This is a genomic window from Actinobaculum sp. 352, from assembly GCF_003957265.1.
Taxonomy (GTDB): domain Bacteria; phylum Actinomycetota; class Actinomycetes; order Actinomycetales; family Actinomycetaceae; genus Asp313.
The window spans coordinates 117171-134093 of record NZ_RQSN01000006.1 but is presented as its reverse complement, the minus strand read 5'-3'; the positions used below and the strand labels follow the sequence as shown (position 1 = coordinate 134093).

General features: G+C 61.2%; 14 protein-coding genes. 3 read left to right on the top strand and 11 right to left on the bottom strand.

The window, feature by feature from the left end; all coding sequences use genetic code 11:
- Positions 1–62 precede the first annotated feature (62 nt).
- From EKN07_RS07815 to EKN07_RS07770, 10 genes are all read right to left on the bottom strand, one after another.
- Positions 63–536, bottom strand: a complete 474-nt coding sequence (locus EKN07_RS07815; RefSeq protein ID WP_108716120.1) for a hypothetical protein — start codon at positions 534–536, stop codon at positions 63–65.
- Entirely contained in the window at positions 533–1759 is a 1227-nt protein-coding gene (locus EKN07_RS07810; RefSeq protein ID WP_108716121.1) for an MraY family glycosyltransferase, read from the bottom strand. Before EKN07_RS07810 ends, EKN07_RS07815 begins: the two co-directional genes overlap by 4 nt.
- A 9-nt stretch (positions 1760–1768) precedes the next feature.
- Positions 1769–2374, bottom strand: coding sequence for an L-threonylcarbamoyladenylate synthase (locus tag EKN07_RS07805; protein WP_205647234.1), 606 nt, complete (start codon positions 2372–2374; stop codon positions 1769–1771).
- The gene (locus EKN07_RS07800) at positions 2374–3201 is read right to left on the bottom strand and encodes a HemK/PrmC family methyltransferase (protein ID WP_108716122.1); all 828 of its coding nucleotides are present in this window, start codon (positions 3199–3201) and stop codon (positions 2374–2376) included. The genes EKN07_RS07805 and EKN07_RS07800 overlap by 1 nt, the downstream gene beginning before the upstream one ends.
- Before the next feature lies 1 nt (position 3202).
- Positions 3203–4270 (bottom strand): peptide chain release factor 1, encoded by a 1068-nt coding sequence (gene prfA, locus EKN07_RS07795; protein ID WP_108716725.1) that lies wholly within the window; start codon positions 4268–4270, stop codon positions 3203–3205.
- Between the two features lie 165 nt (positions 4271–4435).
- The gene (rpmE, locus tag EKN07_RS07790; RefSeq protein WP_108716123.1) at positions 4436–4648 is read right to left on the bottom strand and encodes a 50S ribosomal protein L31; all 213 of its coding nucleotides are present in this window, start codon (positions 4646–4648) and stop codon (positions 4436–4438) included.
- A gap of 316 nt (positions 4649–4964) precedes the next feature.
- Positions 4965–7043 (bottom strand): transcription termination factor Rho, encoded by a 2079-nt coding sequence (rho, locus tag EKN07_RS07785; protein ID WP_108716726.1) that lies wholly within the window; start codon positions 7041–7043, stop codon positions 4965–4967.
- A gap of 302 nt (positions 7044–7345) precedes the next feature.
- The gene (gene thrB, locus EKN07_RS07780; RefSeq protein WP_126146101.1) at positions 7346–8233 is read right to left on the bottom strand and encodes a homoserine kinase; all 888 of its coding nucleotides are present in this window, start codon (positions 8231–8233) and stop codon (positions 7346–7348) included.
- A 62-nt stretch (positions 8234–8295) separates the two neighbouring features.
- Complete coding sequence (locus EKN07_RS07775; RefSeq protein WP_108716125.1) at positions 8296–9612, bottom strand: homoserine dehydrogenase; 1317 nt, start codon at positions 9610–9612, stop codon at positions 8296–8298.
- A 186-nt stretch (positions 9613–9798) separates the two neighbouring features.
- A complete protein-coding gene (locus tag EKN07_RS07770) occupies positions 9799–11817 on the bottom strand; it encodes an FAD-dependent oxidoreductase (RefSeq protein ID WP_108716126.1) in 2019 nt (672 codons plus the stop codon).
- A 307-nt stretch (positions 11818–12124) separates the two neighbouring features.
- Between EKN07_RS07770 and EKN07_RS07765 the strand changes: the two genes are divergently transcribed.
- From EKN07_RS07765 to aroD, 3 genes are all read left to right on the top strand, one after another.
- Positions 12125–13000 (top strand): quinate/shikimate dehydrogenase, encoded by an 876-nt coding sequence (locus tag EKN07_RS07765; protein ID WP_205647236.1) that lies wholly within the window; start codon positions 12125–12127, stop codon positions 12998–13000.
- A gap of 91 nt (positions 13001–13091) precedes the next feature.
- Entirely contained in the window at positions 13092–14360 is a 1269-nt protein-coding gene (locus EKN07_RS07760) for an MFS transporter (RefSeq protein ID WP_164505514.1), read from the top strand.
- Between the two features lie 161 nt (positions 14361–14521).
- Positions 14522–15286 carry a type I 3-dehydroquinate dehydratase gene (gene aroD / locus EKN07_RS07755; RefSeq protein WP_126146100.1) on the top strand — a complete coding sequence of 255 codons (765 nt, stop codon included), beginning with the start codon at positions 14522–14524 and terminating at the stop codon, positions 15284–15286.
- A gap of 238 nt (positions 15287–15524) precedes the next feature.
- Here aroD and lysA read toward each other — a convergent pair whose 3' ends face one another.
- The gene (lysA, locus tag EKN07_RS07750; protein WP_126146099.1) at positions 15525–16913 is read right to left on the bottom strand and encodes a diaminopimelate decarboxylase; all 1389 of its coding nucleotides are present in this window, start codon (positions 16911–16913) and stop codon (positions 15525–15527) included.
- Positions 16914–16923 lie beyond the last annotated feature (10 nt).

Here is a 16923-nt window from a genome sequence, read left to right as displayed (position 1 = left end):
AATCCCGCCATGCGGGCGGGCACGGCGCGCGGGTGGGGAGAAATGATCGCTCGCCGCGGCGATCAGTCCTGCGGCCCACCACCATGCAGAATCACCGCCATGTCCACGCCCAGCGAAACCACGGTTGCGCAGACGACGGAGAGAAGCAGGGCACGGGTGTCCACCGCCAGGAACTGTACGATGAGCGACAGTACCGCAACAATGACGAGCATTTTCACCACGTAGAGCAGGGTCTGCAGTGCCCCGCCGAATAGGGTCAATGACGACGCCACCGTTGATCCAATAACAATCAGAGCACCGGCGAGAATGCCCAGCGCGGCATCACGATTGCCCGCCACGAACACGGCGGCAGCACTGATCAGAGCCAGAGAGCCTAGGCTGATCACATTCCATAGTGCGACCGCACGCAGCGTCTCGCGCGCGGTACGCCGACGTCCCGGTTCACGCCGCACGCGCCGTCCCATTTGCCCGGGCAGTTCATCGGATGTCGCGGACGAAGCCCGCGTGTGTCCGGCGTCGTCGTCGACTTCGTTCATCGTTCCTCCGTCGTGGCGGACACGTGGTCCTCCCGATTGCCACCGACAGTGGCGGTTCCGGAAGACTCTACGGGCGTCGGAGAGCCCTGACGCATATCCTCAGAACCGGCCATATGACCGGCAGTCGCAGTATCTCTGCGGGGCACATGCAACTGGCGTCGTGTTATGACAACGCCGATCACGCACAGCAGTAAGAAGACCGGGAATACCCGGCGTCCCGGAATCACGACGAGTGCCACACAGCTGAAAGACGCGATTGCGGCCCACATGTACAAGATGAGCACTGCCGCCACATGGGAATGCCCGCGCCGCAGCAGTCGGTGATGCAGGTGACCGGCGTCGGGATGGAATGGGGCCTGGCCGCGCGCCAAACGCCGCACCACGGCCCAAATGAAGTCAACCAGCGGCAGCAGTATCACAACCATAGGTACCAGCAGGGGCATGAATGCCGGTAATGCGTAGCCGATCGACGTGTTGGCCGGATCAATCTGCCCGGTCACCTGGATTCCCGCGCCCGCGATCACTGTGCCAAGCATCAACGCGCCGGAGTCACCCATGAAAATACTGGCGGGATGGAAATTATGGGGCAGAAAACCTGCGCAGATACCTACCAGTCCGGCCACCATAGCACAGGCTACCGAGGTGTAGTCGCCCGGCGAGGCATTCCGAGTCAGCATATACGAGTAGAGGAAGAACGCCGCAGCAGCAATCCCGATAATCCCCGCAGCGAGTCCATCCAGCCCATCCATGAAATTCACCGCGTTAACCACGACTACTACCACCACAATAGTGGCGAGCAGCGTCAAGCGACTAGATCCGACCGTCAAGCCCATCACCGGCAGAGTTACCAGTTGCACACCCTGCCAGGCCATCACGCCTGCCGCAAGGACCTCGCCGGCCAGCTTGGCGTACCAGTCGAGCTCCCATATATCGTCAATAATGCCGACTGCGCACATGATCCCCGCGCCGATCAGCACTCCCCAAGCGGCTGATCCCGTGCCCAGTACGCGTGAAAGATACGGAATGCGTGATGCAACCACAAAACTCACTACCAGCCCTGCGTACATTGCAACACCGCCCAATCGTGGGATGGGCACGGTATGAACGTCGCGGGCTCGCAGCTGCGTAATCGCGCCCACCGCGAGTGCCACGCGGCGTACCACCGGAACCAGCACAAGCGTTACCGCAGCCGCTATCACCATAAGGAGAAGATAAACGCGCACACCAACTCCCTACATGGCCGTCACAATAGCATCGTCTGGTATGGCCCCGTGCCGCAGGATTGTCAGGTCGCGCCCGTCGATGATCGTCGACGGCGTCCCGCCGCTGCAGGGACCACTATCAAGATACACGGCGACGGCGTTCCCCAGCTGTTCCCGCGCCTCTTGCACCGTTAATGCCGACGGTTGTCCGGTGATATTCGCCGAAGAAACGGCGAGCGGACCGGTCTCTTCCAAAAGGGTGAGGGCCACATGATCGGCGGGCATTCGTAACGCAACCGTACCGCCGGTCTCTCCGAGGTCCCATCCAATCTCGGGCCGGGCGGGAAGGACGATGGTGAGCGCCCCCGGCCACAGTCGCATTAGCATCCGCGCCTCCTGCGAGATCACCGCAAGGCGCTCCGCGTCGGCCTGCGATGCCACCAACACCGGTGACGGCTTCTCCCTGCCCCGCCCTTTGACGGTGAGCAGTCGGTTCACCGCTGCAGCGCAGAAGGCGTCTGCACCGACCCCGTATACGGTATCGGTGGGGAGCACCACCAATTCACCGCGCCGCACCGCCTGTGCGGCGGCACTTACCGCCACGTCCAACCGGCTGCCGCAGTCGTATACCGACATCAGTCCTCCTTCCGCGCCCATAACCATCGTGGACGGTTGGTCAGATCGCTCCCGGTGTGAACTTGAGCGAATCCCGCACCACGCGCCGCATCTCGCAACAGGGATGCCTGGTTCTCCGCATGCTCCATCACGAGAATACCGCCTGGCTGCAATAGTTCCATCGCCCGAGTGACAAGCGCCAGCGGCATATCGAGCCCCCGCGGGCCACCGCCCCACAGGGCAAGCGGCGGATCTGCCTCGACTTCCGGTGAGAGCACAACATCGGGCGGCACGTAGGGCGGATTGGCGACGACGACGTCCGCCGGTCCCACGTCTGCCGTCCGCGCATCGCCTGCAACGAACTGCACAGCATTGCCATAACGCGCATTGTTCTCCCGCGCAAGGGCAAGGGCCAGTGGATCGCAGTCAACGCCAATAACATCGGCACCGACAGCCTCGGTGGCCACAGCCAAGGCTATTGCGCCACTGCCCGTACACAGGTCCACTACCCGGGCACTGCCACGCACCGCCAGGAACTCGCGTGCCGCGTCGATGGCGTCTCCGGCCACCATCTCCGTTTCCGGTCGCACGATGAAACAGCCGGGTCGGGAGATCAGTTCGAGGAAGCGAAAGTACATGCGGCCGGTAATATGCTGCAGTGGTTCCCGGCGGCAGCGCCGCGAAACAAGCTCTCGAAAGCGCTCCACCGCCTCGCTATCGGCCTCAATGGGGAGTTGAGCATGCTCCGTGACAGCCTCCGCCAACTCTCGGGCATCCGCCGTCGCGGATACTATTCCGGCAGCGGAGAGCCGACCGGCACCTTCCGCCAAAAGCAGGCTCCAGCGCATATCACTGCTCCTGCGCCAAGCGCTCTGCTTCATCCATCCGCCGGGCGGAGTCGATCAGGGGTTGCAGACTACCCTCCAGCACATGGTCGAGGTTATATGCCTTATACCCGGTGCGATGATCGGAGATGCGGTTCTCGGGAAAGTTGTAGGTACGAATGCGTTCTGACCGATCAACCGTGCGTACCTGGGAACGCCGCAACTGCGCGTTCTCCTCCGCCTGCTGGTCCAACTGCATTTGTCGCAGCCGTGCCCGCAGCACCCGCATTGCAGCCTCCCGGTTTTGGATCTGCGATTTCTCATCCTGCATGGAGACCACAATCCCCGTGGGCAAGTGGGTGATCCGAACCGCCGAGTCGGTCGTGTTCACCGACTGACCGCCCGGCCCAGACGAGCGAAAAACGTCAATACGCAGATCCGAGTCGTTGATCTCCACCTCTCCCGGGTCGTCAACCTCGGCAAAGACCAGCACACCCGCCGCAGAGGTGTGAATGCGCCCTTGCGATTCCGTAACGGGAACACGTTGCACGCGGTGTACTCCCGCCTCGTACTTCAGGTGTGCCCATACGCCGTCGGCAGGGTCCTCCGGTATCCCCTTGGTCCGAATGGCAACCTGCACATCCTTGTAGCCGCCCAATTCGGTCGGGGTAGCGGAAAGAGTCTCAACACTCCACCCCTGCGACTCTGCGTACCGCTGGTACATGCGCAGCAGGTCGCCGGCGAAAAGAGCGGACTCCTCGCCTCCTTCTCCGGCTTTTATCTCCATAATCGCGTCCCGGGCGTCATCGGGATCACGTGGGATCAAAACATCCTTCAGTTCGGCTGCCACGGCGGCGTAAGCCTCCTGAAGTGCAGCAAGCTCGGGGCGGAAGAGTTCCGCATCCTCACCTCCAGCAGAAACGATCTCACGGGTCTCCCGCAGGTCGGCCTCGATGCTCTGATACCGGCGATACACCCTTACGACACGGCCCAGTTCCGCATAACGCCTTCCCAGCGTCTTCAAGCGCTCCGGCGAGCGGAGGACGGCGGGATCCGCCATCTGTTGCTCTACCTCCTTGTATTCACTGAGCATCGCCTGAGCGAGATCGGTTTGCTCGTTCACCACCGCTTCCTTCCGATTGGCGTGCGCTTCTTACCCGTCGCGGGCCACCCATGTCGTACCTCATTCAGGTACCGGTGCTGTTTACACCAGACGCCGGCACAGCAGAACTGTACCGGCGTCTGAAAGCTATACGTACTACTTCTTGCGCTTGCCGTAACGCGCCTCGAAGCGGGCCACCCGGCCACCGGTATCGAGAATCTTCTGCTTGCCTGTGTAGAACGGATGGCAGGCGTTGCAGACATCGACGCGCAGATGGTCGCCCTCGTAGGTTGAACGTGTTTCAAACTCATTTCCACACGTGCAGCTCACTGTGACGGTGTGGTAATCAGGGTGGATTCCCTGCTTCATGCTATCTCCTTGGATCGTTGAACACCCCGGGTCCAGTACGCACCGGGTGGCCGTCCGCATGATCCGCGCCCGGATCCAGCGGGCGAATCGTCATGGACGCAGCACCACCGCTCGGCACGACCGGTGAACCGGAAGCCGACGTGCCATTATGCCACAGTCGCGCACCCCGGCGCAGCGGCAGGTGACCAAACCCACCTGCAATAATCGCCCGCCGAGGTGACGCCAGGGTCACCGCCCTCACCTAGTGGCGCTATTGTGACGCCGGTGTTGCGGGCGTCCGGCCGGAGGACGTGCGCCCGCCACTTTCTTGTGTCGTTTACGACGCCGACGCGCCCGAAGCTTGCATGGAGCGCATAATCGACACCAGGAACTCGGCGTTGTTCTGCGTCTTGCGCAACCTGCCGAGCAGGAAGTCCGATGCCTCCGGAACATCCAGGGTTCCGAGGGCGCGACGCAACTGCCAGATGACCTTGAGTTCTTCGTTGGAGAACAGCAACTCTTCGCGGCGCGTTCCGGAAGCGTTGACATCGATGGCGGGGAAGATACGCCGGTCGGCAAGCTGCCGCGAGAGCCGCAACTCCATATTGCCGGTTCCCTTGAACTCCTCGAAAATAACCTCGTCCATCTTCGAACCGGTCTCAACGAGCGCGGAAGCGATGATGGTCAGAGAACCGCCGTTCTCGATATTACGTGCCGCGCCGAAGAACCGCTTCGGCGGGTAGAGCGCGCCGGCATCAACACCGCCGGAGAGAATACGCCCGGAAGCGGGCGCCGCCAGGTTATAGGCACGCGAGAGCCGCGTCAGTGAATCGAGTAGCACGACAACGTCCTGTCCCAGTTCCACCAGGCGCTTGGCACGTTCGATAGCCAACTCGGCCACAATCGCATGGTCGGAAGCGGGACGGTCAAATGTTGAGGCAATGACCTCACCCTTGACCAGACGCTTCATGTCGGTGACTTCCTCGGGGCGCTCGTCCACCAGCACCACCATCAGGTGCACCTTCGGGTTATTTGCGGCGATGGCCATGGCAATCTGCTGCATGATCATCGTCTTTCCGGCCTTGGGGGGCGAAACGATAAGTCCGCGCTGCCCCTTGCCGATAGGTGCAACCAGATCGATGGCACGCGGAGTGAGCGCCTTCGGCGTCGTCTCCATGCGCAGCATATCCTGCGGATACAGCGGCGTCAGTTTGTTGAACTCCGGACGCAGCGCGGAGCGCTCCGGATCGAGGGAATTGATCGTATTGACCTGCACCAACTGGTTCAGATGCTGATGCTGGCTGAACTTACGGTTGCGATTGCGGCCGTGGTTCTGCTGCCCCTCGTTCTCGTTGCGGCGCTTCACGGCCCCGACGATGGCGTCGCCGCGGCGCAGACCGTATTGCTTGACGATCTGCTGCGGAACCAGCGCATCGTTCGCACCTGGCAGGTAGCCGCCCGTGCGTAGGAAATGCTGATTTCCCTCCTGGTCGAGGATGCCCGCCACGGCGAGGAGCATATCCTCCTCGCGCGCTGCTTGCTCATTCTGTTCCCGCGCCTCGATGTTGCGGTTACGGTTGCGTTCCCGGCGACTGCGGCGAGTTCGGTGTGGATAACTATCCTCTTCCTTATCGCTATTAGCACGACGTTCTGCCGCATCGCCGATGGCATTCAACGCCGCCATACGATCCGCATCAGACAGTCGTGGGGTCACGGTACGCTCCCGACGGCGCACCTTCCCGCTGACGTTGGATTCGGTGCGGCTGCTACGCTCCGGCAATACGATCTCGTCTGTCGTCCGAGCGATTCGCCGCGATCCTTCAGAGGCCTGCGCAGTAGTGGAGCGTTCTGTACGCTCAAAGCGACTGGTGCGATCATATCGGCTTGTACGCCCGGCATTCCGCTCGGAACGGTCGAAGCGACTGGTGCGGTCGTAACTGCTGACACGCCCTCCAGTTCGCGATGTGCTGCGGTCATATCGGCTCGTCTGTGCGGTGCGCTCCCGTGGCTGCGTCTCTGACGAAGAATCCGCCTCAGAGCTATGGGACCGCTCCCGTACCCGTCGGGTCCGGTCGTTGGCCTGCTGCGCGTGTTCGCTGCTCATTTCTTCACCGGAGGACTGGCCCGGCGCGGCGCTTCCTTCCGCTGTGCGCGGGGATGTGCGCGCGTACCTTTGCCGCAAAGCAGGATCGAACACGCCGGCTTCTTCTTCCTTCGCCGCAGATGAGGCGGCCGTTGGTGCCGAGTCTGCCGTCTGTGACATCGGCACTGCATTTGAGGCGTTCTTCGGCGGTCGCCCCCGGCGCGCAGGACCGCGCATTTCACGAATAGCTGCAATAAGGTCTGCCCTACGCACCTTCGGTCCAACTTCTAACCCCAGGGACTGTGCTAAGGCTTTTAGCTCCGGCAAGCGCATTGTTGAGATAGGGCCGGAAACAGGAGTCTCGCTCACGAGGTTCCTTCCTCGGTGTCAGCCTAGTACTGACATGCTCAAGGCCAGAGATTATCTGGCGGTATTACTTCAGGGAACGCACCATGCATGAACGTTGCGTAATGACAACAGGGTGCACATGCCGGGAAGTACTGGAGGTACTTTCGCTCCGGCGATATACACACTATCACCATCCAAGCCCGGATGCACTTTTTGCCACGCGGCTGTCAGCCGAACTCTTCTTACCCGCGTTACCGGAGTCGCTGTTACTGCGCGACGCTCTGCGATCATTCGACGAGGTGCGCTCCGCGCGCCATCCCCGCAAGCACCACATGAAAACCGCGCGCCTCAAGAATCTGGCAGGTCTGCGCGTCAAGCGTGTCAAAGACGAGAAGGGCAGGACCCGCACCCGATACTACGGTCGGCCATCCCGCTTTGCGTAAAGCTTGCAGCGCATTGGCGGACGCGGGCATTGCGTCTGCCCGATATGCCTGATGAAGTCTGTCATCGGTCGCCGCCAACAGCAATTCCGGATGCCGTTCGAGAGCCAGCACAAGCAGCGCCGTTCGCGAGGCGTTGAAAGAGGCATCGCTATGAGGAACCTGGGTCGGAAGTACTGATCGGGCGGTCTCCGTCAGCAGTTCTGCTTGCGGCACCAGCAGGGTCGTGTGGATGTCTGGCGATACGTGTATGCGAGCGGCATGCGGAGCATCATCCGTCCAGCACACCACCGCGCCACCGTAGAGCGCGGGTGCGGCGTTATCCGGATGTCCCTCAAACTCTGTGGCCAGGCGCAGCACCGTGGCGTCGTCGAAAAGCTCCGGTTGGTCAACCAGACCACGCAGCAGCAATAACCCGGCGACAACCGCCGCAGCCGATGAGCCGAGCCCCTTGCCCTGCGGTATCGAGTTGCGGCACACCATCTCTATGCCGGCCTGGGGCAGCCCCGCAACATCGAAGGCTCGACGCAACGCGCGCACAATCAAATGTGATCCGTCCATTGGCAGTGTATCTTGCCCCTCCCCAATGATGGTAACGGTGGTCGGACCCGCTACGAGCCGCACCTCGACATCGTCCCACACGTTGTGGGCCATCCCCATGGAGTCGAAGCCCGGGCCGAGGTTACCCGATGTCGCCGGCACCCTTACCCGTGCGCGCGATTTGACCACACGCATCAGAGCGCCTCCGCCATACGCCGATCATCGGTACGAACCCGCCGTCTGCTCCGCATCACTGCTCAGCTCTCCTCCACCCGCAAGACGTGCAGCACGTCCACAACGAACGACGAGTCGCGCAGTTCCTCAATCGTCAGCTCCAGATCTTTCTGAACTGCCTGGTGAGTTGTCACCGTCAAGCGGCACAATTTGTCGGCGGCATCGCCGGGCTCATCGCGCATGTCCGAACGTTGGGCAACCGCACGAATTGACACGTTATGTGCCGCGAATACGCCGCTGATCTTCTCCAGAACACCGACGTAGTCCTGCACCACCATTTCCACCTGGAAGCTGCCCAGCGATTCCTCGGGCGGCAGCACCGGCAGATCCGCATAGATGAGTTCACGTGGGGCATGGCCACCATGAACCTTATGCCCAGCCGCCGCAACGACGTCGGAGAGCACCGCCGATGCGGTTGGCGCACCGCCGGCACCTCGACCGTAGAACATGAGCCGACCCGCTGATTCCGCTTCAATCACCACGGCGTTGAAAGAGCCGTGCACAGCGGCGAGTGGATGCCCGAGAGGGACAAGTGTGGGCCCAACATGTACTTCGATACCGGTGGGACGGCGTCGCGCCGAAGCGATGAGCTTAACGACGTACCCCGAGCTTTTCGCGGTGGCGATGACTTCCGCCGTCACTTCGCGGATTCCGTGGACATGAACATCCTCCAAGGAAACGCGTGAATGGAAGGCGAGCGACGCCAAGATGGCGCATTTTGCCGCAGCATCCAGCCCGTCGACGTCGGCACGCGGATCGGCCTCGGCGTAGCCCAGACGTTGTGCCTCGGCCAGAACCGTATCGTAGTCGAGTCCCTTCTCGGTCATCTCGTCGAGGATATAGTTCGTAGTGCCGTTGACAATGCCGAGAACTGCGGTGACCCGATCTCCGGTCAGTGACTCCCGCAAACCGTACACGACCGGTACGGCTCCGGCCACTGCCGCTTCGTAGTACAGGTCGACGTCGGCGCGTGCCGCCGCCTCGTATAGCTCCGGCCCGTGGGCCGCGAGCAACGCCTTGTTTCCGGTGACGACGGAGGCGCCATGTGCGAAAGCTTCTAGGATGTAGCTCCGTGCCGGTTCCACGCCGCCCATGAGTTCGATGACGATATCGGCCTGGGCGATGAGCGCGTCGGCATCGTCGGTCAAGAGTGAGCGGTCAATCGCTGGGTCACGCGGCGATGAAACATTTCGAACGGCAATTCCTACCAGACGAAGTCGCGCGCCTGCCCGTGCTGCCAAGTCCTCACTGCTGTGCGTTAAGAGACGCGCCACCTGAGTGCCAACCGTGCCACAGCCCAGCAGGGCAACTCTCACATCCTCCACCGATTCTCCTTCCATTCCCGCCTAAGCCTACCGGGATATTCCCGGCTCAGCCTACCCAGAGAACGGTGCAAGCATGCTTTTGTCCGCCTGCCGGGAGCAGAAGGAACCCGTAACGTCGCTATAACGACATCACGGGTCCGCAGTCGGGTGACTAACTTACGCCGCGCTTTACTGGCGCCCGGATCACACGGATCCGCAGCACTACCTGCGCCCGGTACGCTCGAGCACCGCTAGAATCTCACGTCCCTCGCGAACTGCATCAATAATTCGACGGGGTTGCACCGAGTCACCGATATTCATCACCGTACGCTCGGCCCTGTTGGCGCGCTCGATCAGATAGTCGAGGTCGCCACGTACCGGCCGCATGCCAAGGCAAATCACGGATATTGCGGCCTGAAGAGTCCGTTGCGTGCCGTCGGGCAGTTCGACGATTGCATGGTCACTTGCCACTTCGAGCAGGGAGGTGGAGCACAACTGCTCCACATTGTGCTTCTCCAGCATTTCCACCATCTGCAGCCGAGTAACAATATCCAGCTCATCGCCAACCCGATGTAGTCGCTCGACCAGGGTGACCTGGGCTCCGTGGTCCGTCAAGTGCTCGACGATATCAAGCCCGACGGCTCCGGCACCAACGACGACGACAGGTTTGCCGACCACCTCTTCATCGAGTCGCTCCACGTTCTCCGTGAACCCGAGAACGGAGTAGACGTTGGTTCCTTCCTGGTCGGTCAGCTCCCGCACGCCGGGGATCGGCGGCAACGCGGGCGTTCCGCCGGTGGCGTTCACGACGATGTCCGGATTCTCATGGCCGATCATATCCACCGTGGCTTCGACGCCCAGACGAATCTCCACGCCCGCACGGCGCGCCCTGCGCTCCGCGAACTCGACGTAGTCGGCAATCCGCCATTTGGCCGGCAACTTGGTGGCCGCGGAGATGATTCCGCCGAGATGATCGTGTTTCTCCAGTAGAGTCACGCGGCAGCCCACCTCGGCGGCGGTTGACGCCGCTTCCAATCCGGCAACTCCGCCACCGACAACAAGCACCCGGGTGGGGACTTTGACCTTCTTCTCCTTGTAGGACTCGTTATCAAGGATGTTCGGGTTAATGGTGCAGCGGATGGGCCGCCCGAGGCGAATGCGGTTGTCGGCGCAACCGATATTGCAGGAGATACAGCGCAGGATTTCGTCCTCCCGGCCCTCGCGTGCCTTGCGCACCCACCACGGGTCGGCAATCAGGCCACGTCCCATCGCCAGGAGGTCGGCGTCGCCGTCGTCGAGAATCTTCGCGGCGACCTCCGGGGCACGAATATTGCCGGAGGTGATCACCGGCTTGCCGAACTTCTCCTTATAGGCACGTGCCATATGGGAACGCCAGCCGTCGGGAAGCCGCGCCATATCGATCTGATACTGCAGGTTGTAGTTCAAGGCGGAGGAGACATTGAAGATATCGACATATTCGGCGAAGTAGGAAGCGAGTTCGAGGGTATCCTCCAGGCTGTTGCCACCCTCGATCAACTCATCGGCGCTCAGGCGGATACACACCGGAAACACCTCCCCCACGGCCTTGCGAACTTCCTGCAGCACCTCAGTGACAATCCGTGCACGGTTCTCGGGACTGCCACCGTATTCATCAGTGCGCTTGTTGTACCGCGGCGAGAGGAACTGGTCGAGGAGGTAGGAGTGCCCACCGTGTATTTCAACCATGTCAAAACCGGCCTTCTTGGCGCGCAGGGCGGTTTCGCCGTATGCCTTAACCGCCTGTTTGATGTCTTCTTTTGTCATGGGGATGGGCACCGGCATGCCGTCCTTGCTCGGTACGTCCGAGGAGGAGATATTGGGTACACCGGTTTTCTTCGGATCTGCGGAAGCGCCGGCGTGGTTGATCTGGATGCCGACGCAAGCCCCAAGCCGGTGCATCTCCTCCGTGAAAGTGAACATGCGCGGTAGAAAGCGATCAGAGTCCAGGCGCAGTTGCGTGAATCCGTTAGAAGCCACCGGATAATCAACGCATACGTTTTCCACGATAATCAGGCCGGTTCCGCCGCGAGCGCGCTCCTGGTAGTAGGCGAAATGCTCATCGGTTAGCTCACCGGTGGTGGTGGCAAAGTTGGTGCCCATGGGAGGCATAACAATCCGATTGGGAATAGTCATGGTCTTGACGGTCAGCGGCTGAAAAACGCTGCGCGTGTCCGGGTTGAGCGCGGGATACGAAACAGTCATGTGTAGTCCTCTTTTTCTGCCTAATCGCGGTGCCACCACACGTCAGTTGTGCGCCGCACCTGCCTATTATTGAAGCACTCGCTTCGCCGGGACGGAGGCAAACCGAGTAGCAGCAATGAACTCGTCAGTACATTTTTTCACCTCCTGGGACAAAATCCGGGCCTAAAGTCCGCCCAGAGACCTGTCTCACGTATTAACCTTTAGGTACAAAGGTCTTGTCGGCGTCGATATCCTGCCGTGGCGCGACGGGTCCTCCGGGGATTCGAAGGCGACATGACATCCCACAGAGAGGTGAGTGAAGCACACAATGAGTGAAGAAGTGATGCAACGCATTACCGGTCACACCGAGTTACTCGGACTGATCGCATACCCGATTCGTCACAGTCATTCCCCGCGAATGCACAACCTTGCAGCCAGCAAGCTGGGTTTGGACTACGCCTACCTATGCTTCGACGTCGATCACGACAATCTGGAAGGAGCCGTGGCCGGACTGAAAGCACTGAAGGTTCGCGGTTGGAACGTTTCCATGCCGAATAAGATCAAGATCCTCGATTACGTGGATAAGCTCAGCCCCGCCGTGGAACTGATCGGGGCATCGAACACAATCGTGAACGACGACGGCGTTCTAACCGCGTACAACACCGACGGCGTGGGATCCATGGAGGCGCTGCGCTTCTACGGCCACGACCCGAAGGATGCCACGATCACCCTCATCGGAGCGGGTGGAGCTGGCACGGCCATCGCCTGCCAGGCGGGTCTGGACGGCGTCAAGAAACTCAACATCTTCAACCAGAAGGATGACTTCTGGCCCCGTGCCGAAGACAATGTTGAGAAAGTCTCTCGCTCTGGCGCCGAGGCCGTGTTGATGGACTTGGCTGACAAAGACGCCCTGGCGGCGGCCCTCGCCGAGTCGTCCGTGCTTATTGACGCTACTAATCTCGGCATGGGCGCCCTTGAGGGGCAGACCAGTATCCCCGACATCTCGATCATCCCTCGCGATATGTTCGTGATGCATATCGTGTACTCGCCCGAGGTGACGAAGTTGCTTGCCGACTGTAAGGAAGCGGGCATCGAGTGCGCTAATGGCATGGAGATGATGTACCGCCAGGGCGCGGCGTCCTTCAAGTACTGGACCGGCGTTGATATGCCGCTGGATTACGTCAAGGAACACCTCTTTAACTAAAACTGTCTGGCCGACCCAGTACATGGGTCGGCCAGCGTCCATACCGCGAGCGATAACACATGCCTCGCGGCAACACACGGAAAGACCTGTTATGGCATCTAAAATCACCAATCTTCCAGCGGTTATGACGCTGTACCTTTCCTACTTCATCTACTCCCTCGGCCTTATCGCCGCCGGACAGTTCAGCGACAAGCTGGCACCACAATGGGGCGTGACAAAGGAAACGGTTATTGCCGCAATTGCCTGGATGGCGGTCGGTAAGATCGTCACCTACACCTTGTCGGGACTCTTTGCAGACAGGTACGGGCGCAAACCGGCAGTCATAATCGGTCTGGCTCTATGCGCATCCTTCTTCCTACTGCTACCGATCTCCTCAAACCAGGCAATTGGTATCGTCGCTTCCCTGCTGTTCGGTGCCGGCAACTCCTTCCTCGATTCGGGCACCTACCCAACGCTGATGGAGTCGAACCCGGGCAATGCCGGCACGATGAACATCATCATTAAGCTGTTCATCTCCGGAGGTCAGTTCTTCCTGCCGATGATCGTCATCCGCCTCGCGGACAACTGGAAGTGGCTGCTCTACTTCGCCGCGATCTACATGGTCGTCATGTTGGTCTTCGTCGTACTGGTCAGATTCCCCGACTACAAGAAAATCGCCGCCCAGCAGGCTGCCGATATTGAGGCACGCGCCTCGGAGACAACCGGAACGCGCGCACGTATGTCCTTTGAGGGGACGATCTGTTTCATCTTCATCTTCTGTGTCAACGGCGTAGTGTACCTGGCCAACCAGGCACTGCCGAATATCGGTTCCGCCATCGCGCACCTGACAGAGGACCAGGGCAAGACGCTGACTCAGTTCCTCGCCCTCGGCTCCGTCATCGCGGTTGTCCTCACCGCCGTTCTCGCCTCGGCGGGAATCAAGTCCATTCGTTTCGTTCCGATTTATGCTGTTGGAGGCGTTATCGCAGTCGGCTTGCTCAATATGCCGTTCACGGCGAACCTGTGGGGCATGCGGATCACCGCCGCTCTGATCGGTTATTTCGTCTCCGGCGGCATTATGCAGTTGGTGCTGACAGCCCTATCCGAGTTCTTCCCGAAGGCGAAGGGAGCCATCGTCTCCTGGTACTGGATGATTGGTTCCCTGGGCGGCTTCATTCTCCCCTACCTTGTCCGGGTGATCGTTCCCGCAACCGATGAGGAGACGATGCCCAAGGCTGAGATCGATGATCTCCTGGCTTCCGGCTACACGAACGTTGCGTGGGTTGCCATCGCCTTCGCAGTGGTCTCTCTGCTCGCAGCGCTCGTCATTTACCGTCGTCACGTACAGATGTTCGAGAACGCCGAAAAGGCAGCGGCCTAATCCGTTTTGTGGGTGGTGCCTCCCCATTCTCGTTAAACTACCTTCGCTAGAAGGTAGCGCGGTGCGGGCCTGGCACCACCCACACCCATTGCTGCACTGATTCGGTGCAGCCGCAGATGACTTGAGCGGGTCCGATACCCCCGATTCAGAAAGAAGTTACTATGCGTACCGTACGTTTGAAGGATGTGGTGCTCGGTGAAGGACCGGCAAAGGTCCTGGTCCCGATCACCCCCGCCACCATCGATGAACTCGTCGCCCAGTTGGATGCACTGGCAAACGAGGACTACGACATCCTGGAGTGGCGTATTGACTTCCTGCAGGCGGCTCCAGACCTCGCGGCCTGCCGCGAGGCAGCGGCAGTGCTCGCCGAGCACACCGACCGTCCGGTTCTCGCCACGTTCCGCACCGCCGACGAGGGCGGAGAGAAACCTATCTCCTCGCAAGACTATGTCGCTCTTCTCAGCGATCTCGCCGCGGGCGGCAACGTCGCCGCCGTGGATGTTGAGCTGTTCCGCGGCGACGAAATCGCACGCACAATTATTGACAACGCACACGCCGCCGACGTCGCCGTCGTTGCTTCCTTCCACAACTTCGATGCCACTCCCCCGGTGGAAGAGATAGTCGACCGCCTCGTCGCAATGGACGAAGCCGGTGCGGATATCCCCAAGCTGGCTTGCATGCCGCATGACGCGGGTGATCTGCTGACCCTCCTGCGGGGAACGTGGGAGGCCACGAAACGTATCGACCGTCCTCTTATCACCATGTCCATGGGTCAAACGGGCGTTCTTTCCCGTGCCGCAGGCGAAATCTTCGGTTCCACTGCCACCTTCGGCATGGTGGGCCGCGCCTCCGCGCCCGGGCAGGTGCCGGTAGATGAGCTCCGCCCCGTGTTGGCGGCCATTCACCGCTGGAGTTTCGGGCAGTAGGAGGCCACGACGGCGGACGCCGGGCAGTGCCGGTGCGCGTCTTTTCTCCCCTCTGAGACGGGGCACACTGCCCGCTGAGGGCATGCCACCAACCACCCACCCCAGCCGCCGACCATCCTATACCTGGGCGGGAGAAGTCACTTCGTCGGACTTCTCCCGCCCACTCTTTGCGCGGCATAGGCGAATGCAGCCACGGACCATCGAGCCCCGTCTACGCCCTATTGCGGCTTGCGGGCGCCTACGCTCCGGATGCCTCCACGTCCAACTCCAGTAAGTCAGAAATCGACTCGGGACGCAGCACCCATCGCGCCTCGCCGTCACGCACAGCGACAACGCCCGGTCGCGGCAACAAATTGTAATTCGATGCCATGGAGCGCCCGTATGCCCCGGTTACGGGAACGGCCACTAAGTCACCCGGCCCGAGGTCCGCCGACAGGGAGACATCATGCACCACGATGTCACCACTCTCGCAGTGCTTCCCGACCACGCGGGTTCGCACGCCGTCGGCGGCGGGAACCCGTGATGCCAACGTCGCCGTATAGTCCGCCCCATAGAGCGCGGGCCGAATATTGTCACTCATGCCGCCGTCCACGCTCACGTAACGGCGTGTGCCGTTCTCCAATGCCACCGACTTGATTGTTCCCACCGTGTACAGAGTTATTCCTGCGGGCGCCGCAATTGAACGGCCCGGCTCCACGGAAACCAGCGGTGCGGGGATACCTGTCGCCGCGGCGTCTGCGCGCACCGTGGCTGCCAGCGCCTCCGCATAGTCAAAGACCGCCGGAGGTACATCGTCCAGCACGGTATAGCGGACCGCGTACCCGCCGCCGAAATCAATTTCCTGTATCGCACACCCCAGTTCACGCACTGCCGTCGCCCGCAGCGCCAAAACGGCGCGTGCCGCCGTCGTAAACGCCTCGCGCGAGAGAATCTGCGATCCGATATGCGAGTGCAAACCGATCAGGCGCAAATGATTAGCAGCCAGGGTCTCCTCAATTGCTCTGCGCGCCGCCCCCGACGCGATGGACAGGCCGAACTTCTGATCCTCGTGTGCCGTGGCGATGTACTCATGCCCGCCGGCATGGACACCGGTGGTGACGCGCAACATCACCTTGGCGGTGGTGCCGCGCTCAGCGGCAATGGCCTCCACCTGAGCCAGCTCGGCCAAGGAGTCCACCACCAGATGCGCGACCGCGGCGTCCAAGGCCAGCTCGATCTCGGCGCGCGACTTATTGTTCCCGTGCAAACCGATTCGTTCGCCCGGGATCCCCACGGCCAACGCGGTGCGGAGTTCAGCCTCCGAACAGGTGTCGATAAAAAGGCCCTCGTCGGCCATCCAGCGCGCAACCGCGCCGCAGAGAAACGCCTTTCCGGCATAGAAGGCATGCCCACCGGCCAGATCGGCGAAGGCCTGATCCATCGCCTCTTTCCATGCGCGAGCACGCCGCCGCATGTCTTCTTCGTCCACGACGTACAGCGGTGTACCGAACTCGCGCGCCAACCGCGCCGTGGATACTCCACCAATGGCGAGTTCGCCGCTAGGCAGCCGCTGCGCCGTCGTCGGCCAAATGCCTGCAGCAGACCCATCCGGCTCAGGAGCAGCGAGGTTTTCTAGACGAGTGGACATATCACTCAAC